The following is a 25,629-nucleotide window of genomic DNA, read 5'->3' as shown; positions in this document are numbered from 1 at the left end:
ATACGTTGTTGTTTCGCGTATATCAATAAAAAAGTGAGGATGGAAGATCCGGTCCTCACTTTTTTAATACCATCTTCCTGCAGCGCGTCCGCTTTTGAACAGGGCATTGCCTCGCCCGGTGCTCCTGCAGGAATGAATTTATTTCAGCGCTTTAATGATCTCTACGAAATCCATGGCAACCAGTGAAGCACCGCCCACAAGACCACCGTCTACATCCGGACAGGAAAACAGTTCCTTTGCGTTGTTGGCTTTTACACTTCCTCCATAAAGGATGGAAATACCATCCGCAGCTTCCGCTCCGTATTGTTTGGCAATTACAGAACGCAGGTAGGCATGAATTTCCTGGGCCTGCTCGGTTGTAGCCGTTTTGCCGGTACCGATCGCCCAGATGGGTTCATAAGCAATCACCACATTTTTCAGGTCCTCTGCAGACAGGTGGAACAGGGATTCCCGCAGTTGCTTTTCCACATATTCATTTTGTGTACCGGCTTCGCGGATGCTCAGCGGCTCACCGCAGCAGAAAATGGGTTTTAAACCAGCACCCAGCAGGAGGTCCAGTTTCTCGGAGATCTCGAGGTTCGATTCATTAAAATATTCGCGGCGTTCGCTGTGACCGATAATGCAATATTGGATATTGATCGATTTCAGCATATCTACAGAAACCTCACCGGTATAAGCACCGGATTTTTTATTGGAGCAATTCTGCGCTGCCACATAAAAATTCTTCAGTGTATTTACCTTTTCATTGGCCATCATCAGGTAAGGAAAGGGAACCCCAAAGATCACCAGCTGGTTCTCGGTGGTTTCGATATTTTCATCCAGGATATCTTTTAGCAATTGCTGTCCTTCTACATACGTTAAGTTCATCTTCCAGTTAGCCGCTGCTATTTGCTGTCTCATGATTTCTTTGTTTTTGTTTGATTATAAATATGGGTAATATGCTCTTTTTCTGCTGTTGTCAGTATTTGTTTTTTGGTTTGCATCCACCGCTCCAGGTGTATCAAAGCCTGGGGCAACTCGTAAAGCGTGTCATCATTATATCCCCAGGAAAAAGAAGGGATCCATTTAGGGCTGAGTCCTTTGCCGAAAATGTTTGCACAGATGCCGGTCACCGTTCCGGAGTTAAAGGAAGTATTGATCGCAGCTTTTGAATAATCGCCCATCAATACCCCGCATTTCATACCCGCCTGATATCTTCCGGAGGGCAAAGTTATGCGAATATTTCCGGCTGTGTTTTTTAAATTGCTGTTACTGGTACCGGCGCCCAGGTTGCACCAGCGCCCGATCACCGAATCGCCCAGGTAACCATCGTGTGCTTTATTGGAAAACGGGAACAGCACCGAATTTTTAATTTCTCCGCCCACCGTGCAAAAAGCACCGATAGTAGTTCCACCATAGATCCGGGTACCCATTTTTACCACTGCTCCTTCACCAATAAACACCGGTCCGCGGATACAGGTACCTTCCATGATCAGCGCATTCTTCGAGATATACACCGGTCCCTCCTCCGCGTTGATGAACGAAAACCGCACATCTGCACCTGGTTCAATAAATACCTGCGCGCCGTTGGTGACCTGGTTGCCGGCGGCCAGCGGTGCCGGTTCCCGGCCCTGGCTGAGCAATGTAAAATCGAAATGCAGCAAGCGCGCGTTTTGCTCAAAAATATCCCAGCCGTACCGGATAAAATCAACCGGGGTTTGAGGAAGCAGCTCAACCGGACTGCCGGAAAAATCTGCTTCAGATGCACCGTAACCAATAATGGCTCCGCTTTCGAATTGCAGGAAATCACCGGGAGAAAAAGCGCGCAATTGATCCACCAGCTGCTGCGATGGCAGCAGGCTGGCCGGTATAAACCAGCGGGCATCCGTACCGTTCTTCAGATCGTTTTCCACGATCCGCTCCCAGCGCCGGCGGTTGGTCATCATACCCCCGGGAATGGCCTCCACGGCCGTTGTAAGACTAAAAGGGAACAATGGTTCTGCCTGGTACTGTGTATGCGTGAAAATAACTGCGCTCATAAATTGAGGTGCCTAAGATAAACAGAAATAAGGGCAAAACAAAACCCCGGGAGCACCGGGGTTTGTAAAAAATATAAAAACAGCACCAATTATTTCTTGGCGTATTTTCTTTTGAACTTGTCGATACGACCGGCAGTATCTACCAGAACGTTCTTACCAGTAAAGAAAGGGTGAGAGGTGCTTGAAATTTCCAGTTTAATTACGGGGTATTCGTTACCATCTTCCCATTGAATGGTTTCTTTTGAATTGGCAGTAGAGCGGCTTAAAAAGGTATCGCCGTTACTCATGTCTTTAAACACTACTAAACGGTAGCTTTCTGGATGGAGCCCTTGTTTCATAATTATATGATTTTTAAGGTTGTACGGATTTTGCCGTACGGTTATGAATAAAATTTGAGGTGCAAAGGTAAGGAAAATCCCAAATGCAGCATAATGAATATCAAATTAAAATGCAAAACATTCAACCCAGATAGCTCCGGCCCCACTGCCGTACCAGAAGCCGGCGATGACCAACTTCCTTATTCCGCTCCCAGACCCAATTTCCACATTTCCACATTCTCAAATTTTCAAATTCTCAAATTCCCTAACTCCGCATATTTTCGATCTGTAGCGGTACGCCCAGCTCCCAGCCTTTTGAAGCCTGTATCACGCTTTGCAGGTCATCGATCTTTTTGCCGGTTACCCGCACCACATCGTCATGGATGGAAGCCTGCACTTTCAGCCCGGCATCTTTGATCAGCTTCACGATTTTCTTGGCATCTTCCTGCCTGATACCGTTGCGTACTTCCACTTCTTTTTTCCAGGCCTTGCCGATCTGGCTTCCGGCCTTGCTGAGGTCAAACGCTTCGGGGGCGATGCCCTGCTTATGGGCGCGGCTTACCAGTACATCCAGTAACTGCGTCATCTTCATATCATCTTCCGTTTCTACATTGATCTTGAATGTTTTTTTATCCAGGTCGATCACTACATGCGAACCTTTAAAATCAAAACGGTTGGTGATTTCCTTTTTCACCACATTTACGGCATTGTCCAGCGCCTGTGCATCTACTTTACTGGCAAAATCAAAAGAAGGCATATTCAGAAATTTAGAATATAAATTTAAAATGTAAAATTTAAAAGTACTAAGAACCTGCGGATTCTACGGAATTATTTTCCACTGCTGACAGGTATCATCCCATATTCCGGAGCAGCTTAAGCCTCTTCCTGGTATTTTTGAATACGGTTAAAGCGCATGATCTATCTGCCATCTGCAATTTTAACAATACCTCCCGGCCACAATTGCATTTTTTTTATTATATTTAGGTAAGAAAACCCGCTGACCATCAAAATGATGGAACGGTTTCCTGCATTTTTTAATCATAAAATCACCAATAATGTCAAAGCTATCTTTAAACCGCGTACACACCATCGCGGACTGCACACTTTTACAGGAAACATTCCGCCAGCAACATGCCGGTTTGATCATTAAAATAGTGGCATTGAAACGCCGGATTGAACGCCACCGGAACATCATTGATCATACCACAGCCGACCTGCGCATAAAGCAAACCACACTGGATGCTTACGAGCAGGCATTGACCCAGGCAACCGCTACAGACGTAAGGACCCGCCTGAAGCGCGACCTGGCCAAAAGCCGGGTACTGGTATTACAGGCACGATTGTTACGCTATACCCCGGTTGGCCTGCTCAACCTGGAAAACAGGCTGGAGATCGCTGAAAAAGCAGTTGAGTTGAGACTATAAATACAAACCTGCAGGAACTGGCCGCCTGCCGGCTAAAGCTGATGGAGCAAACAGTTCCCGCAGCCGTATCGCCGCTTCCGGAACAGCCAGGTTCAACCGACTTTGTTCCGGTGCAAACGGAGCCGGCAGACCGTCCGGCAAACGAAAAATCCGGAGAATTAGCCATGATCGTGCTTTCTGAAAAACCATTCATAACCCTATCGGGCGCCAAACAACCGCGGCTGCCGGAGTCTGCCACTGCTATATTTCAGGCGGCCAAGGTTGCCGGACCTGATCTTATACCACCAGTACCGCTCCGGCATTGAGCGCAGGTAAGCTGCGGTATTGCATTTCCTTTGCCGGTCGTAAAAAGCGCCGGAATTCTGTTGGTAGCTGTTATGCGGAATTGAATAACAACCGGAAATACTTAATAATAATTTAAGCCTCAACTTACCGTAAACTCCGATTATTCCCCGTAATTCTGCCGATAAAGTGGTATTATTGTGAGTATACACCGAAAAGATATGCAGAAGGTTATCCCCAGGGACATCAGTTGGCTGGCCTTTAACGGCCGGGTATTACAGGAGGCTGCGGACCCAACCGTTCCGCTGAACGAGCGGATCAAATTTCTTGGAATTTTTTCCAATAACCGGGATGAATTTTTCAGGGTTCGTATTGCTTCGCTGAAGCGGATGCTGCGGATCGAGTCGAAGCTGAACATGCACCCCGAGAAAAATCCAAAAAAGATCCTTGATCAGATCCACCGCCTGATGACCGATCAGCAGGAAGAGTTTGAGCGGGTTTGGAAGAATGTGCAACGCAGCCTCAACCGGAACCGGATCTATTTAAAAACAGAAGCCCAGCTTACCGTAACACAGAAAAAATTCATCCGGGATTTTTATGAATCGGAGATCAGTCCGAATATCATTCCGCTGATGATTGAGAATATTAAAAAATTTCCTACACTTCGCGATAAATCCATTTTCCTGGGAGTGGTGATGCGGAAAAGCTTTAACCGGCAAGACCGGAAATATGCGATCATCGAAGTGCCCGTAACGGCGGTCGGACGTTTTATTGAGCTTCCCTCCCGCCCCAGCCAGCACGATATTATGTTGCTGGAAGATGCCATTATTTCCAATCTCCCGGATATCTTCCGGTTCCTGGGTTATGATGAGTTCAGGGCACATATTTTTAAATTTACGCGGGATGCCGAACTGGATATCGATACCGCTGATAATACATCCATCATCCAGAAACTGGAAACCGGTCTTAAAAACCGGAAAAAAGGTACACCCGTACGTTTTACTTACGATGAGCGGATGGATCCGGAGCTCCTGAGCTACCTCGTTACCCGTATGGGATTTGCAAAACAGGATGCCATCAGCCCGGCAGGCGCCATTCACAATTTCCGTCATTTTATCGACTTCCCATCCAAGGTATTTAAAAACGTAAGCAGGAGAAAGGAGCCATTTGATCATCCCCTCTTGCTGGAACAGCGTATTTCGGATGTGATCATGCACCGGGATGTGCTGCTGAGCTATCCCTATCATAATTTTACGCCCACCATCGACCTGATCCGGGAGGCTGCTTTTGACCCGGATGTGGTATCCATCAAGATCACCTGTTACCGCCTGGCCTCCCAGTCGAAGATCATCAATGCATTGGTAAATGCCGTACGCAATGGCAAAGAAGTTACCGTAATGCTGGAGCTGAAGGCCCGCTTTGATGAAGAAGCAAATATGGAATGGAAGCAGCGTCTGGAAGATGTGGGTGCGACCGTTTTAACCGGGTTCCCGAATATGAAAGTGCATGCCAAATTGTGCATTATCAAAAAAAGAAAGGGTGCTCAAACGGAACATTACGGTTTTGTAAGCACCGGCAACCTGAATGAAAAAACGGCCCGCATTTATGCCGATCATTGCCTGCTGACCTCCAACAAAAAAATAATGGCCGATATCAACCGGATCTTTACCTACCTGGAGAACCCCAAGACCAATGAACTGGTATTACAGAAATGTACCACCATTGTTCCCAGTCCGTACCTGGTGCGCACCTTCCTGGTAAAACTGATCGATCATGAAATTGCTACGGCCCGGAAGGGGAAAAAGGCAGAAATGATCATCAAGATCAATTCGCTTTCCGATATCGACCTGATCCAGAAACTTTATGAAGCGGCACGGGCGGGTGTTGTGGTAAAACTGATCGTGCGGGGTATCTTCTGCATGCTGTCGCAGAACAAAAAGTTCAGGCACAAGGTTACCGCCATCAGTATTGTGGATGAGTACCTGGAACACGCCCGTGTTTTTGTATTTCATAATGGCGGGAAGCCCCGCGTATTCCTGTCGTCGGCAGACTGGATGCTGCGGAATATTGAACACCGGGTGGAAGCCACCTGTCCGGTCCTGGATCCCCAGTTGAAAAACGAGCTGATCGATATTCTGAATATCCAGCTGAGCGACAATGTAAAGGCCCGGGTACTGGATAATGAACTTAAAAATAAATATGTACATTCGGCCTCTAAAAAGGTACGGTCACAGGAGGAGATCTATCATTACCTCATCAATAAAAAATATTCATAGTTGAAATTAGCGGCCATTGATATCGGCAGTAACGCCGCCCGTTTACTGATCACGGATGTGCGGATGATCAAAAAGAACAAGCCGGAGTTTATCAAATCCAATCTCATCCGGGTACCGCTGCGGCTGGGTTTTGATGTATTTGAAACCGGGGAAATTTCGCCGGATAAAACAGCGCATATCCTCAGTACCATGAAGGCCTACCGGCACCTGCTGGATGCCTACGAGGTACAAGCGGTAAAAGCCTGCGCTACTTCGGCCATGCGCGATGCCCGGAACGGGCTGCAGATCATTGAGCAGGTAGCAAAAGAAACCGGGTTGCAGATCGAGATCATTTCCGGCGACCGGGAAGCAGCCCTCATTTATGAAAGTCATGTAGCCGAAAACCTTACCCAGGACGCTGCCTACCTGTATATTGATGTGGGTGGCGGAAGTACGGAACTAACCTGTTTTGTAAACGGGGAAATGAATTTTAAACGTTCTTTCAATATCGGAACCATCCGGTTACTGAAGCAACAGGTGGCGGAAGCCCAGTGGGAGGAAATGAAAACCTATATACGGAGCAATACACGGAATATCAAAACAACCATCGGTATCGGGTCCGGGGGTAATATCAACAAGATCTTTTCCCTTTCAAAACGCAAGGAAGGCCGGCCGCTTTCGCTGGAACTGCTCCGCGATTATTATAAGGAATTCAGCAGCATGACGCTCACCGAACGGATGAGCAATTATAAGTTGCGGGAAGACCGGGCCGATGTGATCGTTCCGGCTTTATTGATTTATATAAACGTATTGAAATGGGCCGGAGCCGAAGAGATCCTGGTGCCCAAGATCGGGTTGGCAGATGGATTGATCCAGAATTTGTACGAAGAGATCCGAGAGCAGGGATAAGTTTGGAGCTATTAGTTATCAGTTTTCAGTCTTTAGTTTTCAGTTATGAACACTCAGCGTCTGGCATTGATCATCAAGTATAAAATGAAATCCAACCTGGAACATTAGACTTGAAACCGTAAACAAAAAAATTAGTTATCAGCTTTCAGTCTTTAGTTTTCAGTTATGAACACTCAGCGTCTGGCATTGATCATCGAGTATAAACGAAATCCAACCTGGAACATTGAACTTGAAACCTTAAACAAAAAAATTAGTTATCAGTTTTCAGTCTTTAGTTTTCAGTTATGAGCACTCAGCGTCTGGCATTGATCATCGGGTATAAAACGAAACCCAACCTGGAACATTGAACTTGAAACTTTAAACAAAAATATTAGTTATCAGTTTTCAGTCTTTAGTTTTCAGTTATGAACACTCAGCGTCTGGCATTGATCATCAAGTATAAAACGAAATCTAACCTGGAACATTGAACCTGAAACCTTAAACAAAAAAATCATGTCGATTAATAAAGAAGTAAAAAGGGTAACCACACATACACTGGCGAAAATGAAAGAGGCCGGGGAAAAGATCAGTATGCTTACGGCTTATGATTTTTCCTTTGCCCGCATCATCGACGGTGCCGGTATTGATGTAATCCTGGTGGGTGATTCGGCCTCCAATGTAATGGCCGGACATGAAACCACATTGCCCATTACCCTTGATCAGATGATCTACCACGCACAATCTGTGATCCGTGGTGCCAAACGTTGCCTGGTGGTGGTCGATCTTCCGTTTGGCGCCTATCAGTCCAATTCTGAAATTGCCCTGGCATCTGCCGTACGTATTATGAAAGAAACCGGTGCACATGCGGTAAAACTGGAAGGTGGTGAAGAAGTGGTAGAGTCCGTGCGGAAAATTGTATCGGCCGGCATACCGGTGATGGGTCACCTGGGACTTACTCCACAGTCTATTTACAAATTCGGCACTTATGCCGTGCGGGCAAAAGAAGACGCCGAAGCCAATAAGCTGCGCAAAGACGTGCTGCTGCTGCAGGAAGCAGGCTGTTTTTCTATTGTGTTGGAAAAGATACCGGCACTGCTGGCGAAGGAAGTAACCGAAAGTCTCTACATTCCTACCATTGGTATCGGGGCCGGCAGGCATTGCGATGGCCAGGTACTGGTAATGCATGATATGCTGGGGATCAATACCGAATTTAAACCCAAGTTTTTAAGGCAATACCTGAATGTTTTTGATCAGGCCACCAATGCCGTACAACATTATATTTCTGACGTACGCTCCGGCGATTTTCCCAATGAACAGGAACAATATTAGCCGGATGGTTTACTTGCAAAGAGATCTGCCTGGTTACTGAAAACCGATCATTCAGAAATATTTCTGAAGAGCATTTCTTGCCCATGACAGGAGTCATGCTATATTGAGTCCAGTGATACGCCCTGTCATGTTGTTCCGATAAATGTGCCTGGTGAACACTATTCCTGAAATAGGCAAAGGGGATCGGTATTATTACGATGGCTTTCGCGCTGAAGTAGCAATATCCTTTAATGTATAAAGAGGCCCGAAGGGCCCTAAATATGCATAGCCTCCAACTGAGGTTGGAGGCTACCCGGGCACGGACAATTCAACCCCGAAAAGTGGGTTGAATAAACGGGCTCTTTTCAAAGCAGGTATTGTTCGTTAAATTCAATATCATTTTCAATCAGCAGTCTTTTGAATTCATCATGAAATAACTCTTTTTTGTGATGTTCTTTTTGGTTCCTAATATAATTGATAATCTTATCTTTTTCTCCAATTGAATAGGTGAACGCACCATATCCCTCCTGCCATCCCTCAAAATCGGGAAATAAACCGCTGTTTTTCATCCAACTATTAGAAGCTATCTTTATGTCTTTTACGTAATCTGCAAGCGATATGCAAGGATGAAGGTCTGAAAAAATGTGGATATGATCTGCCACCCCGTTGATACAATAAAGCTTGCATTTGTGATTCTTTACGATTCCGGATATATATCTGTAAAGTTGTTCACAATCCGACTCTGCAATTGTTTTTTTACGGTGTTTTGTACTAAACACGATCTGGTAAAAGACCTGACGGTAGCTCATAGTGATTTCATTTGTGGGTTAATAATCGGGAATAAGTTACGATTCTTTTTCGAAAAATTCAACCCCTGTCAGGGTTGAACCTACCGCTGTCGGAAATCCTCCGCTTTGCAGAGGGCTATTCACATTGTAGCCCTCCGGGCTGCCATTTGCGCACATAACAGTAATGATATGACACGCATTTAATCAGGCGCCATTTGTATTCACACGATCGAACTCATGGAAACAGAGTGGCTGCCTCCAGAAGGCCTATCCCGTCCAGCTATTTATTCAGGCGGCCATTTGAAACTGACTTGTGATTTCCCCTCGTCTGCAGGGATAAAAAATATTTCTTATCTTTAATACCCTTTGTAAAATAAACACCGGGATCACGACATGATGAAGGAAAAAAAATTTCAATTCTCTTATACCCTGGTTGAAGACAGCCTTGCATTAAATGAGGAGGATGCGGCCCTGTTACAACTGGCACGCAAAACCACTAAAAAGGCTTATGCGCCCTACTCCCGGTTCAATGTAGCCTGTGCGGCCAAACTGGCCAATGGTAAAACAGTGGTAGGCTCCAACCAGGAGAATGCCTCCTATCCCGTGGGTATTTGTGCAGAACGGGCACTGCTGGCAACAGTGGGTACCCAATATGCCGATGAGCCTATCGTTACCCTTGCCGTATCCTATCACTCGCAGAACGGAAGCAGCAACCGGCCCATATCGCCCTGCGGTATGTGCCGCCAGGCTTTGTCGGAATATGAAAAACGTACCGGAAGCCCCATTCGCCTCCTGTTATCGGGTATGGAAGGTCCGGTTTATATCATTAATACCATTAAGGATCTGCTGCCGTTGGCCTTTAGCAATGAGGATCTGGGAAGTAATGGTTAATACAAGGCGAACAATGTATCAGCCGGGAGGCAGCACTTCAGAAAAATAGCGGGTAACTGTTACCTGCACAATATGTTTACCCGGATATCGGGTCTTATACGCATTTGTGAAATCCTGGGTTAGCCCGATCACGTTGTATTGAACCGGGTTCAGCGGAATCTGTTCCTGCCGGCATTCATGGTTAAGTGTGAGCGTCCAGTTTTTAAACGTATATCCTACTTTATAGAGTTGCTGGTTCCGGGCATATTCGGCGGCCTCGTTTGACCGGAAAATAAATCCATTGCCGGCGGATGCATCATTTAAAGAATCCAGCAGCTGCCGGCGCAATACCCGGGCGTCAGCAGCACGTGCAGCCTTTACCACAACCGTTGTTTTCCATTGTTCGTTCTCAATATGCGTCCAGCCATATGCTGTTTCTACAGACCGGGAAAAAACCGCGATATGCAGAACCGGTCTTCCCGGCTCCCCGCTCCGTAACGTGATGGTCGTATTGCCCGGCGCATGGGCCGTTACCAAAACCCGGTCACCCTGCCATACAGCCGTTGCTATTGAAGAATCGGTTGAGGTAAGCGCAGCATCCTTGCCTGCATATGCCGGCAATAACAACGGTTTCTCTGTTTGTGCCCATAAGGAAACTGTTTCCTTTTCGGTGCGCTCCGGCAACCTGGTATCATTTTTACCACAGGCAGTTGCCAGTAATAGCAAAAAAATGAACACAGGAAACCATTGTCTTTTCATAAATGACAGTGTATGATGCCACAAGATAAAAAACAAACGAACAGTATCCTTAACCGTAAATCAGAAAGTAGTGTTAAAAGCACCGATATTACAACCTCTATTACCCACTGTTTCAGCCATACAGATCAATGGTCGGGGGCAGGCATATTAAGAAATTTGCTTTTTCTAAAACTGACGCTCCAGTTCCACGCCTACTTTTCCTGCAAATCCGTCGATGGGAACGGTGAGCTTGTATAAGCGCATGCGCAGCGCTGAAATAATGGGGAACTGTTCTTTTAGCTTTTCTGCCAGCTCTGTAAGAAAGGTCTCGAGCAGTTCCCGCGGTTGCTGCATTTCTGCTTTTACCAGGTGATAGATTTCGGCATAGTTTAGTGTTTCGTCCAGTGAATGGATGATCCCCTCTTCTTTCGGAAAGGAAATGGTCAGGTTCATTTCAAAAGCATTGCCCGTTTTTTTTTCCTCTGCATACAAGCCGTGGCCCGCAAAAAAGCGCAGCTGTTCCAGGTGTATCGTAACGAGTTGTGCCATTGAATCTTTTTTTAGTATGAACGTTTACAAAAGGAATGCAATACCCGGCGGCATTGCCACTTGGATCAGGCTCCTTATCATATACGCCACATAACGAACAGAATTATACCAGTGTCATGCTGAGCATAGCCAAACATCCCTGTGATACCGGACTATCCGAAGACCGGGAGACCTTTCGGCTTCGCTATGCTCCGCTCAAGGTGACGAAAGCATAATAACGAATAACACCAGGTATGGAAGAACAATCCTGCTACCGTCATGCTGAGCATAGCCGGGCATCCCTTTGATACCGGACTGCCCCGGAATTGACTTTTTTTAATCAGCTTCTTTTCAAAACCTATCCTGCGATTAGTGAATGCCTTTCTCTCCCAGGTAGCGCTCTGCATCCAGGGCGGCCATACATCCGCTTCCTGCAGCGGTTACAGCCTGCCGGTAAATTTTATCCTGCACATCGCCGGAGGCAAAAACACCTTCCACATTGGTTTTGGAAGTGCCCGGTATGGTTTTAATATACCCCGCTTCATCCATATCGAGAAAATCTTTGAAGATATCGGAATTGGGCTGGTGACCGATGGCTACAAAAAAGCCATTTACGGCAATTTCCTGCGTTTCGCCGGTCTGGTTATTTTTTATACGAACTCCATTCACCGTCTTTTCTCCCAGCACTTCTTCCGTTTCCGTGTTGAAATAGAGTTTGATATTGGGCGTGTTCAACACGCGGTCCTGCATTACTTTTGATGCCCGCATAGCGTCTTTCCGTACCAGCATATGTACCGTGGTACACAGTTTGGAAAGGTACAGGGCTTCTTCCGCTGCCGTATCCCCGGCACCTACAATAGCCACTTCTTTTCCTCTGAAGAAAAAACCATCGCAAACGGCACAGGCACTTACACCAAAGCCATTCAGGCGTTCTTCGCTCGACAGCCCCAGCCATTTTGCAGAGGCACCGGTGGAAATAATAACCGCGTCGGCTTCAATCAGTTTTTCCTCATCGATCCATACCTTATGCGGCTGGCTCGAAAAGTCGACCTTGGTGGCAATTCCAAAACGGATATCGGCGCCCATTCTTTTGGCCTGCTTTTCAAAATCGATCATCATCTCCGGTCCCTGTATCCCATCGGGATATCCGGGATAGTTTTCTACTTCTGTGGTGATGGTCAGTTGTCCGCCCGGCTGGATCCCCTGGTATAAAACCGGGTTCAGATTGGCACGGGAGGCATAAATAGCCGCCGTGTAACCAGCTGGTCCTGAACCTATTATTAAACATTTTACGTGTTCTGTTGCTGTTTCCTGTATCATATCGATGCTTTATAAAAATATGCCGAACGATTTCGGCATAACACTATTATTTACAAATTTTTATGTTGTATTTAATTACAAAAATAAAGGGAAAATGTTTACCGGGGGTTAAACGCTTCCCCACATCATACCCGCCGGGATGTGGATATCCCGGGTGAATATCGCCTTTAAGCTTATTTTGCATTCCGGTTACGATTCCTTTATTTTGCAGCCCAATAATAACGTTTATGAAAACATATATACTGCTTTTGATGTCTGCACTGCTGTTTTCCTGTGCTTCAGGGTACAAAGCGATTCATCCCGAAAAACTTCAATACATTCAAAGCCGGGAAGATTCGATCCTTGCATACAAGGAAAATGTATTACAAACCGCAAGAAACCGGAAATTTGTTAACAAAGAAATCAAAAAAGAGCTGCAGGTGGTTGCGGTACGGATTACCAACACAACTAACAATACCCTGCTGTACAATGCCAATTACAAAATTTACGCTGGTGGTAATGAAATCCAGTTACTGGATCCTGCAATGGCCGGTAAAAAGATCAAACAAAATGCCGGGCTGCATCTTTTATACTTATTGCTTACCCCAATGCGATTGAACATAGCCACAACATCAAGCAATGAAAGCATCCCTATCGGGTTGGTGGTAGGACCGGTGCTGGCCGGAACCAATATTGCCATTGCAGCCTCGGCCAACAAAAACTTCAGGAATGAACTCGCCTACTTTGATATAACAAGTAAGCAAATACAACCCGGACAAACCGTATACGGTCTGATCACGTTGCCCAACTATCACAATGCCCCGTTGTTTTTAAAACTGCTTTAGCGGGTAGTGTCCTGTAACCAGGCACAGTAAAAGAACAGTAGTTTGTGACATCCACCAGGGATCATGGCACATATTTATTGATGCTCCTTCTCCATTTTTTTGCGGTATGCCCGGTACAAATCAGCAACCAGGCGGTCATATGCTTCCCGGTCAGCAAACACGGTTGGATCGTGTGAACTCCCTGGTGCATGTTTTCCCGGTAAATTAAACTGGCTGCCATGCGCCGCAACCCAAAGATCAAATGATTGTTTTTTCAGCGACTCGAGGGTATAGGCATAATCCTGTGCAATATCCGGATAGGCCGGTATGGCGTCGAAACGTCTGTCAGTAATGATCGTGGGTAAATTAGCAATCAACACCCGGTAAGCCCGCTTATTGTCGTTTACGGTAAGCAGGAAACTGCTGGAGCCCTTTGTATGCCCCGGATGATGTAGCATCACCAGGCTGACACTTCCCAGTGTGATCGTATCCCCGTCGTACAACAACCGGTCGGCCCTCACCGGTTCAAACTGTACACCATGTACGCCCAGTTCATAATCCGACCGGCCACCGTCTGCCAGCACCGGTGCATCTTTTGCATTGACCATCATACGTGCACCGGTTAACCGTTTGATAGCAGCCATGGCTCCTACATGATCGTAATGCACCTGCGAAGTGAGCAGGATCTTGATATCGTTAAACCGGAAACCCAGCGTTTCGATGCTCTTTTTAATCAGGGGCAATGATGCGGCCAGTCCGGTATTGATGAGGATATTTCCTTTGGGAGTGGTAACCAGGTAACAGGCCAGATCACGGGTGCCCACATAATACAGGTTACCGGCAATTTGAAAAGGAGGAAACGCCTCCGACCAGTCTGCCGGAACATCTTTGGGCTCCTGTACCTGTGCATGAACGGATTTACAGGTAATAAACAGGAGTAATAACACCATTCCAGTCTGCCATAAAGCCGCGCCGTTGATTTTCATTTTTTTTCAAACAGATTTTTCACATGTAATCAAAAAGCAGGCCGTAAATGCACTTCATTTTCGCGACCTGCTTCCTGTTTTATACCGGTATACCGGGTCATCGTTTCATCAATCAGCAAATTTTTTCCGCAGGGCATCCAGGCTCGATTGGAAGTTGTTTTTTCCCGCAGACGCCGTTTTTGCCGGTTGCTTCTGCTGGTTTCCTGCAGGTCTTGTTTTGCCTTCGCTGCCTGCAGCGTCTTTCATGCTCAGGGAGATCCGCTTCCGTGCAGCATCTACTTCCAGTACCGTAACCATCACTTTCTGATTCAGCTTTACCACTTCATTGGGATCGCTTACAAATTTATTGGCAAGGTGCGACACATGTACCAGGCCATCCTGCTTTACCCCTACATCCACAAAGGCTCCGAAATTGGTAATATTGGTTACAATACCCGGCACTTTCATACCTGGCTTCAGGTCTTCGATGGCAGACAATCCCTCCGCAAAACTAAATTCTTCAATAGCTGCCCGCGGATCACGGCCGGGTTTTTCCAGCTCTTTTAAAATATCTTCAATGGTGTACTGCCCTACTGTTTCTGTCACAAAATCACGCGCTTTGATCCCTTTCCTTAATTCAGGCTTTGTGATCAGCTCCGTAACAGAGCAATTCAGGTTCCCCGCCATATTCTCTACCACCGGATAGCTTTCCGGGTGCACTGCCGAATTGTCCAGCGGATTGGAGGCATTGGGGATCCGTAAAAAACCGGCACATTGTTCAAATGCCTTCGGCCCCAGCATCGATACCTTCAGCAGTTCTTCGCGGCTTTTAAACGCCCCGTTCTTTACCCGGTATTCTACAATATTACGGGCCGTGGTAGCCGTTAAGCCCGATACATACATCAGCAGATGTTTACTGGCTGTATTTACATCCACGCCCACATAGTTCACACAGCTTTGTACCACCTGGTCCAGGCTATCTTTTAACCGGTTCTGATTCACGTCGTGCTGGTACTGGCCCACACCGATGCTCTTGGCATCGATCTTCACCAGTTCGCTCAGCGGATCCAGCAACCGGCGCCCGATGCTGATGGCTCCGCGCACGGTTACATCTTCATCCGGAAATTCCTCCCGGGCCACTTCGCTGGCCGAATAAATAGAAGCCCCGCTTTCATTTACCATAAAGATCGAGACCGGTTTTCCGAAGTCGATGCTTCGCGCAAGCTTTTCCGTTTCCTTACTGGCGGTTCCATTTCCATAACCGATCGCCTCAATATCATATTTGTTTACCAAACGCTTCAATGCCTCCGTTGCACCATACCAATCATTTTGCGGTGCATGCGGAAAGATCGTTTCATATTTAAGAAACGTGCCGCTTTCATCCAGGCACACCACTTTGCAACCCGTTCTGAATCCCGGGTCAATCGCCAGTACCCGCTTATGCCCCAGCGGCGAGGCCAGTAATAATTGCCGCAGGTTTTCTGCAAATACTTTGATTGCTTCTTCATCAGCGGAGGTTTTACTGCTCATCCGGAACTCCGTTTCAATGGCCGGTTTCAGCAGCCGGGCATACGCATCTTCAACCGCCAGTGCTACCTGCCCGCCGGCTTCGCCGGACGACGTAACAAATTCGTTTTTCAGCGAACCGATCGCCGAATCTTTTTCAATAGCAATATCCATAATCAGGAACCCTTCTTTTTCACCGCGGCGAATGGCCAGGATCCGGTGCGAAGGGCATTTCGACAAGGGTTCTTTGAAGTCAAAATAATCCCGGTATTTCTGGGCTTCTGCTTCTTCTTTTTTTGTTGTGAGCACGCGGGACGACACGGTGGATGTTTCCTCAAACATCGATCGCACCAGGGTACGGGCCTGCTCACTCTCCGCAATGCGTTCTGCTATAATATCCCGGGCTCCCTGAAGCGCCTCCGCGGTATCTGCTACCTGTTCATTCAGGAATTTTGCTGCGGCTTCCGCTACATGTCCGTTACCTTGCGCCCATAACAGGTCTGCCAGTGGTTCCAGTCCCTTTTCTATAGCAACCGATGCCTTGGTTTTCCGCTTGGGTTTGTATGGCAGGTAAATATCTTCCAGTTCCGTTGCATTGATGCAGACATCGATCCGGGTCTTTAATTCAGGGGTCAGCTTTCCTGCGGCTTCAATCGTTTTGATCACCGTTTCCTTCCGTTTTTCCAATTCGTCATAGTAACGGATCTTATCAATCACATTTCCTACCTGTACTTCGTCCATATTTCCTGTTGCCTCTTTCCGGTAGCGACTGATAAAAGGGATCGTAGCCCCTTCCGCATGCAGTTGTTCCACATTACCTACCTGCTTTAACGGCAGGCTCAGGTCTGCTGCGATCTGCTGTATGTATTTTATATCCATTTTTAAATTAGTTGGGGTGCAAATGTAAGCGGTGTTGGTAAAGAAACAAAGGGCTGTGCATAACAATCGCCGCTTCCCTGGGTTTGCCGGCAAGCTGCTTTGCCGTAACTGGAAAATACACATTAAATAAGGACTCGTCTGCCGAAAATGGTTAAAAAACCGTAAAGATTTTGGCATGGGTGCCGCAGGATTTGTCCGATTGCTTAAGCGTCCTTATATTTGTCTATAAATTTAGTAGACTAAAAAAGATTCGCAGTTTGCTGAAGTGTTTGTTCTGTTAGGGTGAGCCGATTTAATAAACACTTAAAAGCATAAAAATGGCGGCATACACCATCCTGATCAATGTTCCCAAAGCCGCGGACATGATCCTGGTCCAACTGGTCCGGCTGTTAAAAGAAGCAATTTATACCCGCAGTGTACGACACTCATCCGGGATCATTGCGGCTGATCAGCAAAGCATTGAATGGAATATTGAAGGCAGCATCAGCTTTCATGATATCAGCAGTTTTGTAAACGGTATCACCCGGGATATTCATGAACCCTACCGTTATTCCATTACCAACCAGGATCCGGCGCTGCTGGCCCGGAACTAAATTTTCACCGGATGCAGCTCAATTTTATTGCACTTGCGGTGCCGTTATTCCTGCTCTTTATGGCGCTGGAATATCGCCACGCATTAAAAAAAGGCAGCCGTGTTTTTCACTGGCAGGAGTCCATTGCGAATTTGAATGTTGGTATTGCAGAACGGCTTTGCGACCTGCTGACCTCCGGCTCTTTTTTCTTTGCGTTTGCCTGGATCCACAAACATTATGCATTGCTGGACATAAAGCCTACACTGCTTACCTGGGTTCTGCTTTTTCTGGCAACCGACCTGGTATGGTACTGGTATCACCGGTTCGGACATGTGGTAAATCTTTTCTGGAGTGCTCATGTGGTGCATCATCAAAGCGAAGATTTCAATTATACCGTATCAGCACGGATTACGGTGTTTCAATCGGTACTGCGGGGTCTCTTTTGGAGCGTGCTACCGCTGATCGGGTTTCCGCCGCAGATGATCACCCTGCTGCTGCTGATCCATGGCGCCTACCCGTTTTTTACGCACACTCAAATGATCGGTAAACTGGGCTGGCTGGAATATATACTGGTAACGCCCTCCCATCACCGGGTACATCATAGCAGCAATCCCGAATACCTGGATAAAAATTATGGTGATGTGCTGATCATATGGGATAAACTGTTTGGTACCTTTAAGGCGGAAGATATTACACCCGTTTATGGATTAACCCAACCGCTCAACAGTCATAGCTTTCTATGGCAGCATTTTCATTTCTTTATGGAGCTTTGCATTGCTGTAAAAAGAACGCCTGGTTTTCTTAATAAAATAAAATTGCTGTTCAGTAAGCCCGATACGGTAGACGCATCGATCCGCCCGGTACTGGAACGGAAATTTCAGCGAAGGAAGGCCGTAGCACCACCATCCGTTCCGTTACTAAAAACCATTTCCCTGCAAACGGCTTTTACATTAACGATCCTCTTCTTTACGATTTTGTTTTCCTATTACCTGCAGCCCCTGCAACTGTTTGTTGCTGCCGTCTTCATCGTTCTTAGCGTTATTGCCACGGGTGCCATGCTGGAACAAAAACGATGGGTATTTCCTTTGGAGTATATCCGTACATTACTTTTGTGTATATTTCTCTGTGTTACCTTCCCGAATAAATATGTATGGATATGTTGTACCTGTTTGCTGTTGATCCTGCTCTTATACTATCACTATTTTAGAAGCCGTTATTACGCGCTTTACCTGGCACCCTGATTTTTTGATCGAAATCATTATTACCCGGAAGAGACAACCTTTGTGACATGCATCCGGTCTGTTTTGCGGGTACTGACTTTTATGCAATGATACAGGATTTCGCATCCTGGTATTGCAAACAGGAAACAAATCGTTTAACCATAAAACAGTAATGATGAAAAAATTTCAATTAGCAGGCTTTTTATTCTTCGCATTGGCGCTGATCTCCTGCAGTACTACCAAAAAAACAGTAAATACCGTAGAAAAAAATGAAGATGCCCAAAAACAGCTGGAGCATTTTCCCAAAGAGAAAAAAGGATACAAACGGTATGTAATTCTTTTACCCGTTAAAGGCGCATCAGAGGCCGATTTTAAGCTGGAACTGATCCCGGGAAAGGTAATGCCTACCGACTGCAACACCCGTTCACTGAATGGCAAGATCGTTGAAAAAGATGTACAGGGATGGGGCTACACCTACTATGAATTTTCTTCCAACGGAACCGTAGTATCTACGATGATGGCCTGCCCGGATGGTAAAAAAACAGAAAAATTTGTTGGGGCAAAACCCGAGCAGATCCGTTACAACAGCAAACTTCCGGTAGTTGTTTTTGTGCCGGACGGATATGAATTAAAATACCGCATCTGGAATGCCGGTAATACTTCTGATGCTGCGGTTAAGTAGCACCGGATCATAAAGCAGTAACCATAAAGAATGTCATCCAGGGGATGGCATTTTTTTATGCCTGGCTTTTTATTATTGGCCAAACAAATGCGTCATGATAGCCCTTTAATCAAAATAATCCTTTTCCAATATTCAAAGTAAGATCCAAAACGCCCTGTATCATCACTCGGTTCGGTATCACAGGAATGTTTCAGCCGGGCTGCCAATGACAGCTGATATGAGAGCTGGTTCAGCCAGATTCCCTTTTTCTTTTTCCACTTTGAGGTTTTTATTCACCTGTCTATTATTTTTTTTGGCACTCATGAAGTCCATTCGGCAGGTTACCCCATTTTTCATTCCCGATTCATCGCATATGCGTTAAGATAATTTTAAGAACTTAACGATCAAAGCTGCAGCGCAGCGCTGCTCTTATTAGCAACGAACACAGGGATGAATGAAGGTGCAGCGCACCAGTAATATAAACCGCCTTCCAAAAGATTCCCGCTGAAAACGTCGTGAGATCTTTTGCTGGTAATTTGCTCCGGTATCCAGAGAAAAGCTATCTGTCAACAGATGTTGATCCTGGGCGTACAGCACGAGGTTCTGCGATGTGTCTCTATATGTCAGCAGAAATATTTATAACCCTGAAGGCTTTATTCATTTCCACCAGGGTATAAAAAAGGACCGCTCGTTGGAGCAGCCCTTATATAGGAAACGGACTAACAAAGTCTATTTAACAGAAGGGATCGGAGTTCCGGTACGTCTCTCCAGGCTTATCTTCGTATTGTTATATGCCTTGGCATATCCTTCCTGGTCTTCTCTCCGGATTACGGCATTAATCGCATCATTCTTATAATCAAAAAACTCATCCACTTCTAAACGGATATTGAATCCCGCCGTTTTGTTATACAGAGTCCGACCGCCTCCCACTGAAAAGTCGCCGTAAATCACGTCCTTCAATCTGGGCCAGTAATAGCTATCTTTTTCCTGGCTGAAAACAACAGCATAGGACCCATCATAATCCATCCGGATCACAGAATAGGGCGATCCCACTTCAGAAATATATGCAGTAACTCCCGTCTCGTTCTGATAACGATTATCATCCTGCCAGTGATCCCGTTTGGTACAACTCGCCAGGGCAACTATAGCCAGAACCGATACTATTGAAAATGTAAGAATCCGTTTCATGGTAGTTAAAGTTTAAATTGTTTATATAATTTGTGATTGTGTTCTTTATTATATAGAGGATCTGTCCGTTGTAAAAATTGCATGGGGATTGTTAAAAAACAGATAAAAGCAAGTCATAGTATTGTCAGCCCACGTTAAATTCCGGCGGCTGCCCTTAAAACTTATCGTACCTTTGCATTTCAATTTTTTACATGAAACCATTCATTTTCACGTTGCTCATGCTGCAAATTGCCGCCATAATAAATCCTTCGTTTGGTCAATACCTGGTAGTAGGTACGTATACCCATCAAAACAGCAGCAGCAAAGGCATTTATATTTATGATTTTGATGCGCAAACAGGCGATCTGAAAATGACCGGCGAAGTGGCCACCGTAAACCCGTCGTACCAGGTCGTATCTGCCAGTCAACGTTTTGTATACTCCGTAAATGAAACCAGTGATGGTGGTATCAGTGCCTTTTCTATGGATCCCCAAACCGGGAAGTTGACCCTTATCAATTCCGTAAAAAGCATGGGCGATGATCCCTGTTATCTTGAAATTGACCGGAGCGGTAAATGGCTGTTTGCATCCAATTATTCCAGCGGCAGTTTCTCCGTTTACAGCATTCAGAAAGACGGCTCACTGGGCAGTCTCTCGCAGGTAGTTACCCACCAGGGCAACGGTCCCGATCATTCGCGGCAACAGGCGCCTCATGTACATAGTACCACCATCGCTCCGGATAACCGTTTTGTATTTGTATGCGACCTGGGAACGGATAAAATTGTCAGCTATCCTTTTAACGCAACAACCGGTAAAGCAGATACCGCAAGGGCATCGTTTATACAAACGGCACCGGGCGCGGGACCCCGTCATATGGTAATTTCTAAAAATAAAAAGCTTGCCTACAATGTTGATGAAATGTTTGGCACCGTGAATGTTTATAGCCTTCGTAAAGGAAAATTACAACATCTGCAAACCGAAGATGCATTGAAAGCCGAAAAGGGAAAAGCAGCCGGAGCAGATATCCATCTGTCTCCCGATGGACAATTTCTTTATGTATCCCAGCGCAGCAACAGCACCATTGAGGTTTATAAAACAGACCGGAAAACAGGAAGGATCACCTTTGTAGGCAGTCAATCTACCAATGGTAATTTCCCGAGGAATTTCACCATTCATCCTTCCGGGCGCTGGCTGATTGCGGCCAACCAGAAAAGCGATAATATTACCCTTTTCAAAATTAATCCTGTTACCGGTATGCCGGAATCTACAGGAAAAGAAATAAAAGCCGGCATCCCCGTGTCCCTGAAATGGGTTGCCAAATAAGCCAATCCCGGCAGGATTGCAGCGCTGGTAACACTACGCAACAAAGACAAAAGCATTCCTGATAAAAGCAGGATTGCAATAATCGTATACCTCTTGATCTTAAAAAGCGCGGGGTATTATTTTACGGCAACTACTTCTTTGAGCGCGAGGTTTTTAATATCCTCCAGCCGCATCACGCTTTCCGTTAAACGGTGTTTTGGAATACCGATGTCCATCACACAAAACAGCTGCAGTTCCTGTTTAATAATGGTGCAATCGAACTGCTTCACCACATTCATTACTTCATTGAGCTGGGTATAATCAAACTGGAGATGAAATATTTTCAGCACGGGCTTGCGCACCAGGTGTGTTACCTGCAATGCCATCGCCGCAGCCGATTTATAAGCGTTGATGAGCCCCGGAACTCCCAGCAGCGTTCCACCAAAATAGCGCACGACAATGATCAGCGCATCTGTTACCTGCCGGCTGTCGATCTGTCCCAATATGGGCCTTCCTGCGGTTCCGGAAGGTTCCCCCGCATCACTTACCCGGAAGGTATTTCCATCCGTTCCCAGGCGGTAAGCAAAACAATGATGATTGGCCTTTGGATGTTCTTTTTTTACAGCAGCCAGTATTTTTTTGAACTCATCGGTATTTTTAAGCGGATAAGCCATGGCAATAAAACGGCTCCCCCGGTCCTTAAACTCTGCCTGTCCGCTGGTTTCAATGGTTTGATAATAATTCCCCTGCTCCATCTTAAACTATAAACTGATTATGCATATTCTTATAAACGGTTATTTCATCGGTTCCGATCGTGGTTGTTTGCAGTAGCACCTGTTGCTTTAGCAAGGGGGCCTGTAATCCGCTGCCGGCAATCATTTCCCTGTTGGTTATAATCCGGGCCTCATCCCATAAGCCAGCCTTGATCAGTAATTGCAACAGCCGGTGCCCGCCCTCTACAAAAACGCTCTGGATTTGTCGCTCAAACAAAACATCCAGCATCCCTTTTATCAGATCATCACGCTCTACTTTGATCCACTCCACCCCTGCCTGTTCCTTTGCCAGCCCCCGGTTAAATACCCAGGCCGCGGTTCCCGAATGAAACAACTTCAGCTCCCCCGGCAAATGACCGGAGCCGGATACTACGATCTTTACCGGCGCTTTTCCAAACCAGTACCGGTTATCCAATAATGGATCATCCTGCAGGGCGGTGGCTGCACCTACCATGATGGCCGCCTCCTCAGAGCGCCACCGGTGCACCAGCCGGTTGGTTACCGGGTTCGAAATCTTTAATCGCTCCGTATTTGCCGAAGCCATAATACCATCCCTTGTTTGCGCCCATTTCAGGATAATATACGGACGTTTCAACCCGTGAAAGGTAAAGAACCGCTTATTAAGGTTGATGGCTTCCTGTGTGGCGATGTGCTCAATCACTTCCACACCGGCATTCCGCAGTTTTTCGATCCCTTTTCCATTAACGGCCTCAAAACTATCACGACAGCCCACCACTACCCGGGGTATCCGGTGCCGGATGATAAGATCTGCACAGGGCGGCGTTTTACCGTAATGCGCGCAGGGCTCCAATGACACATAAAGGATTGCCTTGTCAATCAGTTCCGCATGCTGCTTCAGCGCATTATGAATACAGTGCACTTCCGCATGCGCCTCCCCGTATTGCTGGTGATAGCCTTCCCCGATGATCCGGTCCTCATACACCAACACGGCGCCCACCATCGGGTTGGGGGCCACATTGCCTGCCCCTAGCCGGGCCAGCTGAAAACAACGTTGGAGAAAGATATCCCGTATTCCTGTATCCATTTTTGCAAAAGTAAAAGAATTAAGTTTGCAGCATGTCTTTAAAAAACATAGAAAAAAGCTTTGTCGACGACCTAAGGGTACTTTATCCCGAAAGCGAAGCCCAGCAGATCTGGTATATAGCCGTGGAAAACCTGACGGGCTTTAACCTGCGAGCCAATAAGGGCCAGCATTTCAATCCGGATCCCTGTATGCTCAACATGTTCGCAGACATCAAAAAGCGATTGCTAAAAGCAGAGCCGATCCAGTATATCCTGAATGAAGCCTGGTTTTATGATATTCCTTTTTTTGTAAATAAGCAGGTGCTGATTCCAAGACCAGAAACAGAAGAGCTGGTAGATGCCATTATACGCGAACACCAGGACCGGCCACCGGTACGGATACTGGATATTGGCACCGGCAGCGGCTGTATTCCGGTTATTTTAAAAAGAAAACTCCCCGAAGCGATGGTTTCAGCCTGTGATATCAGCTCCGAAGCCCTAGCTGTAGCCCGTAAAAATGCTACGAAATATGAGCTGGACATCCGCTTTATACAACTGGATTTTTTGAATGAAACCAACTGGCCACAGCTTCCAATGGTTGATGTACTGGTAAGTAACCCTCCTTATATTCCCATTGCCGACAAAGCATCCATGCATAAAAACGTACTGGACTATGAACCGGCGCTGGCGCTGTTTGTACCCGATGAAGATCCTTTGTTATTTTACCGGAAAATAGCAGATGCAGCCCGATTCATTCTGGCGCCGGAAGGTCATGTCTACCTGGAGGTTCACGAGCAGCTGGCGGCTGAAACCCGGGAGCTTTTTGAAACCAACGGCTTCACCGCATCCATCAAAACAGATATGCAGGGAAAACAGCGGTTTGTAACGGCCCGCTTTGCAGATGCTTAGTTTTCTTTCTTTAATGCATCGGTTCCGGAAGGCCGCATCATCATTCCCTGAAATTGCTTCATGGTATGTTCCATTCCCTCTGTGCTTCCATCAAGGAAAATAACATTCCCCTTTCCGTACTCTGCAAAATTTTTGATCGCTTCGGTCCACATACTAAATAAAATAAAATTGGTATCCAGGTTGGCCTGACGCAGCTCCACTGCAGCTGAAGACAACCCCTTTGCCACTTCTTCCCGAAACAGGGCAATCCCCTGTCCTCTTAACCTTGCGGCTTCCCGCTCCGCTTCTGCACTGATCTTGATCGCATTTCCTTCTGCCTCCGCTGATTTGGTTTTAGTGATCAGCAATGCCTGGCCCTCATTTTCCGCCGCGGCCTTAAGGTTATTGCTGGCTACGACCTTGCTCATAGAATCCAGTATCATTTTATCGAACGTAATATCATTGATCTGCAGATCCAGCAGGTGATAGCCCCATTCTTCGAGGGTATGATCTATTTCAACCTTTACATACTGTACAATTTCACGACGCAACCCCAGCACTTCAGCCTGTTTTTTTGTGGCAACAAACGCACGGATATTGCCTTCAATTGTACGTACCAGCGCCTGCATCAGATTCCGTTCATCAATAAATTTAAAGGCCACGTTTTTTACGGTTTCTTCCTGCTCATTTTGCACCGCATACAGCAGCATGCTTTTGAAATACACATTCGCCTGGTCCTGGGTCACCGCCTGAAATTCGAGCTCCACGGACCGGTTCTGCACGGATACCCGCCGGTACACTCTTTCAATAAAAGGGATCTTTATGTTTAAACCCGGTCTTACGATACGGCGGTATTTCCCAAACATGGTAATAACCCCGATGTAGCCCTGGTTGATGGTAAATAAACCACTTAACACTACGAGTAAAAGAACCAGCACCCACCAAAAGTTTGCAATGTATTCCATAACAATAATTATTTCTATAAAGGTACGTATTAACTATATGTACGATCCCCTTTTTACATCCCTAAATCCGGTAGACCTGTTGATAACAGAACACCAGCAACAGAAAGCACCATACATAATAAACCGCTGGCGGAATATTCAACCAGCGGTTTGCTTTTAATATGAACAGG

26 protein-coding genes are annotated in these 25,629 nt (G+C 46.3%); 12 read left to right on the top strand and 14 right to left on the bottom strand.

What is annotated here, in order from left to right; all coding sequences use genetic code 11:
* Positions 1-138: 138 nt before the first annotated feature.
* The 4 genes from tpiA to Q1V85_RS10485 all read right to left on the bottom strand — a co-directional run bounded on the left by tpiA (position 139) and on the right by Q1V85_RS10485 (position 3,092).
* Entirely contained in the window at positions 139-900 is a 762-nt protein-coding gene (gene tpiA, locus Q1V85_RS10500; protein ID WP_300599650.1) for a triose-phosphate isomerase, read from the bottom strand.
* Positions 897-2,018: a putative sugar nucleotidyl transferase gene (locus tag Q1V85_RS10495; RefSeq protein WP_300599648.1), complete on the bottom strand. Its 1,122-nt coding sequence runs from the start codon at positions 2,016-2,018 to the stop codon at positions 897-899. The genes tpiA and Q1V85_RS10495 overlap by 4 nt, the downstream gene beginning before the upstream one ends.
* A gap of 89 nt (positions 2,019-2,107) precedes the next feature.
* Positions 2,108-2,356, bottom strand: a complete 249-nt coding sequence (locus tag Q1V85_RS10490) for a type B 50S ribosomal protein L31 (RefSeq protein ID WP_231002891.1) — start codon at positions 2,354-2,356, stop codon at positions 2,108-2,110.
* A gap of 244 nt (positions 2,357-2,600) precedes the next feature.
* Positions 2,601-3,092 carry a YajQ family cyclic di-GMP-binding protein gene (locus Q1V85_RS10485; RefSeq protein ID WP_300599644.1) on the bottom strand — a complete coding sequence of 164 codons (492 nt, stop codon included), beginning with the start codon at positions 3,090-3,092 and terminating at the stop codon, positions 2,601-2,603.
* A gap of 298 nt (positions 3,093-3,390) precedes the next feature.
* Here Q1V85_RS10485 and Q1V85_RS10480 point away from each other — a divergent pair, with 298 nt between their 5' ends.
* From Q1V85_RS10480 to panB, 5 genes are all read left to right on the top strand, one after another.
* Positions 3,391-3,759, top strand: coding sequence for a hypothetical protein (locus Q1V85_RS10480; protein ID WP_300599642.1), 369 nt, complete (start codon positions 3,391-3,393; stop codon positions 3,757-3,759).
* Between the two features lie 41 nt (positions 3,760-3,800).
* Positions 3,801-4,064 (top strand): hypothetical protein, encoded by a 264-nt coding sequence (locus Q1V85_RS10475; RefSeq protein ID WP_300599640.1) that lies wholly within the window; start codon positions 3,801-3,803, stop codon positions 4,062-4,064.
* A gap of 198 nt (positions 4,065-4,262) precedes the next feature.
* Positions 4,263-6,317, top strand: coding sequence for a polyphosphate kinase 1 (gene ppk1, locus Q1V85_RS10470; RefSeq protein ID WP_300599638.1), 2,055 nt, complete (start codon positions 4,263-4,265; stop codon positions 6,315-6,317).
* Positions 6,318-7,205: an exopolyphosphatase gene (locus Q1V85_RS10465; RefSeq protein ID WP_300599635.1), complete on the top strand. Its 888-nt coding sequence runs from the start codon at positions 6,318-6,320 to the stop codon at positions 7,203-7,205. It begins immediately after the preceding gene.
* Between the two features lie 492 nt (positions 7,206-7,697).
* Complete coding sequence (panB, locus tag Q1V85_RS10460) at positions 7,698-8,513, top strand: 3-methyl-2-oxobutanoate hydroxymethyltransferase (protein ID WP_300599633.1); 816 nt, start codon at positions 7,698-7,700, stop codon at positions 8,511-8,513.
* A gap of 344 nt (positions 8,514-8,857) precedes the next feature.
* On the opposite strand, the gene tnpA is transcribed toward panB, so the two are convergent.
* On the bottom strand, positions 8,858-9,301 hold the full coding sequence (gene tnpA, locus Q1V85_RS10455; RefSeq protein ID WP_300599631.1) for an IS200/IS605 family transposase: 444 nt from the start codon (positions 9,299-9,301) through the stop codon (positions 8,858-8,860).
* Between the two features lie 372 nt (positions 9,302-9,673).
* On the opposite strand from tnpA, the gene Q1V85_RS10450 reads away from it, so the two are divergent.
* The gene (locus tag Q1V85_RS10450; protein WP_300599629.1) at positions 9,674-10,171 is read left to right on the top strand and encodes a cytidine deaminase; all 498 of its coding nucleotides are present in this window, start codon (positions 9,674-9,676) and stop codon (positions 10,169-10,171) included.
* Positions 10,172-10,189: 18 nt separating this feature from the next.
* On the opposite strand, the gene Q1V85_RS10445 is transcribed toward Q1V85_RS10450, so the two are convergent.
* The 3 genes from Q1V85_RS10445 to trxB all read right to left on the bottom strand — a co-directional run bounded on the left by Q1V85_RS10445 (position 10,190) and on the right by trxB (position 12,736).
* Positions 10,190-10,909, bottom strand: coding sequence for a hypothetical protein (locus Q1V85_RS10445; RefSeq protein ID WP_300599627.1), 720 nt, complete (start codon positions 10,907-10,909; stop codon positions 10,190-10,192).
* Positions 10,910-11,074: 165 nt separating this feature from the next.
* The gene (folB, locus tag Q1V85_RS10440; RefSeq protein WP_300599624.1) at positions 11,075-11,437 is read right to left on the bottom strand and encodes a dihydroneopterin aldolase; all 363 of its coding nucleotides are present in this window, start codon (positions 11,435-11,437) and stop codon (positions 11,075-11,077) included.
* A gap of 348 nt (positions 11,438-11,785) precedes the next feature.
* Positions 11,786-12,736 (bottom strand): thioredoxin-disulfide reductase, encoded by a 951-nt coding sequence (gene trxB, locus Q1V85_RS10435; RefSeq protein WP_300599621.1) that lies wholly within the window; start codon positions 12,734-12,736, stop codon positions 11,786-11,788.
* A 227-nt stretch (positions 12,737-12,963) separates the two neighbouring features.
* Here trxB and Q1V85_RS10430 point away from each other — a divergent pair, with 227 nt between their 5' ends.
* Positions 12,964-13,560, top strand: a complete 597-nt coding sequence (locus Q1V85_RS10430) for a hypothetical protein (RefSeq protein WP_300599619.1) — start codon at positions 12,964-12,966, stop codon at positions 13,558-13,560.
* A 74-nt stretch (positions 13,561-13,634) separates the two neighbouring features.
* On the opposite strand, the gene bla is transcribed toward Q1V85_RS10430, so the two are convergent.
* Positions 13,635-14,525, bottom strand: a complete 891-nt coding sequence (gene bla / locus Q1V85_RS10425) for a subclass B3 metallo-beta-lactamase (RefSeq protein ID WP_300599617.1) — start codon at positions 14,523-14,525, stop codon at positions 13,635-13,637.
* A gap of 108 nt (positions 14,526-14,633) precedes the next feature.
* Positions 14,634-16,889, bottom strand: coding sequence for a Tex family protein (locus tag Q1V85_RS10420; protein WP_300599615.1), 2,256 nt, complete (start codon positions 16,887-16,889; stop codon positions 14,634-14,636).
* Between the two features lie 317 nt (positions 16,890-17,206).
* Between Q1V85_RS10420 and Q1V85_RS10415 the strand changes: the two genes are divergently transcribed.
* The 3 genes from Q1V85_RS10415 (at position 17,207) to eco (ending at position 19,363) form a co-directional block, all read left to right on the top strand.
* On the top strand, positions 17,207-17,482 hold the full coding sequence (locus Q1V85_RS10415; protein WP_300599614.1) for a hypothetical protein: 276 nt from the start codon (positions 17,207-17,209) through the stop codon (positions 17,480-17,482).
* Between the two features lie 11 nt (positions 17,483-17,493).
* Positions 17,494-18,702: a sterol desaturase family protein gene (locus Q1V85_RS10410; RefSeq protein ID WP_300599613.1), complete on the top strand. Its 1,209-nt coding sequence runs from the start codon at positions 17,494-17,496 to the stop codon at positions 18,700-18,702.
* A 151-nt stretch (positions 18,703-18,853) separates the two neighbouring features.
* Positions 18,854-19,363 (top strand): serine protease inhibitor ecotin, encoded by a 510-nt coding sequence (eco, locus tag Q1V85_RS10405; protein ID WP_300599612.1) that lies wholly within the window; start codon positions 18,854-18,856, stop codon positions 19,361-19,363.
* Positions 19,364-20,071: 708 nt separating this feature from the next.
* Here eco and Q1V85_RS10400 read toward each other — a convergent pair.
* The gene (locus tag Q1V85_RS10400) at positions 20,072-20,530 is read right to left on the bottom strand and encodes a hypothetical protein (protein WP_300599611.1); all 459 of its coding nucleotides are present in this window, start codon (positions 20,528-20,530) and stop codon (positions 20,072-20,074) included.
* 191 nt (positions 20,531-20,721) lie between these two features.
* Between Q1V85_RS10400 and Q1V85_RS10395 the strand changes: the two genes are divergently transcribed.
* The gene (locus Q1V85_RS10395) at positions 20,722-21,831 is read left to right on the top strand and encodes a lactonase family protein (RefSeq protein WP_300599609.1); all 1,110 of its coding nucleotides are present in this window, start codon (positions 20,722-20,724) and stop codon (positions 21,829-21,831) included.
* 116 nt (positions 21,832-21,947) lie between these two features.
* Here the strand turns inward: Q1V85_RS10395 and Q1V85_RS10390 are convergent, their stop codons facing one another.
* Complete coding sequence (locus Q1V85_RS10390) at positions 21,948-22,565, bottom strand: YigZ family protein (protein ID WP_300599607.1); 618 nt, start codon at positions 22,563-22,565, stop codon at positions 21,948-21,950.
* Between the two features lies 1 nt (position 22,566).
* Complete coding sequence (gene ribD / locus Q1V85_RS10385) at positions 22,567-23,628, bottom strand: bifunctional diaminohydroxyphosphoribosylaminopyrimidine deaminase/5-amino-6-(5-phosphoribosylamino)uracil reductase RibD (RefSeq protein ID WP_300599605.1); 1,062 nt, start codon at positions 23,626-23,628, stop codon at positions 22,567-22,569.
* 32 nt (positions 23,629-23,660) lie between these two features.
* On the opposite strand from ribD, the gene prmC reads away from it, so the two are divergent.
* The gene (gene prmC / locus Q1V85_RS10380; protein ID WP_300599604.1) at positions 23,661-24,515 is read left to right on the top strand and encodes a peptide chain release factor N(5)-glutamine methyltransferase; all 855 of its coding nucleotides are present in this window, start codon (positions 23,661-23,663) and stop codon (positions 24,513-24,515) included.
* Here prmC and Q1V85_RS10375 read toward each other — a convergent pair.
* Positions 24,512-25,459, bottom strand: coding sequence for an SPFH domain-containing protein (locus Q1V85_RS10375; protein ID WP_300599602.1), 948 nt, complete (start codon positions 25,457-25,459; stop codon positions 24,512-24,514). The genes prmC and Q1V85_RS10375 overlap by 4 nt on opposite strands.
* Positions 25,460-25,629: the final 170 nt, after the last annotated feature.

This window comes from Niabella sp. (genome assembly GCF_030150205.1).
In the GTDB taxonomy this organism is placed as follows: domain Bacteria; phylum Bacteroidota; class Bacteroidia; order Chitinophagales; family Chitinophagaceae; genus Niabella.
The sequence above is the reverse complement of the archived record's forward strand: the minus strand, read 5'-3'. Positions and strand labels throughout refer to the sequence as shown.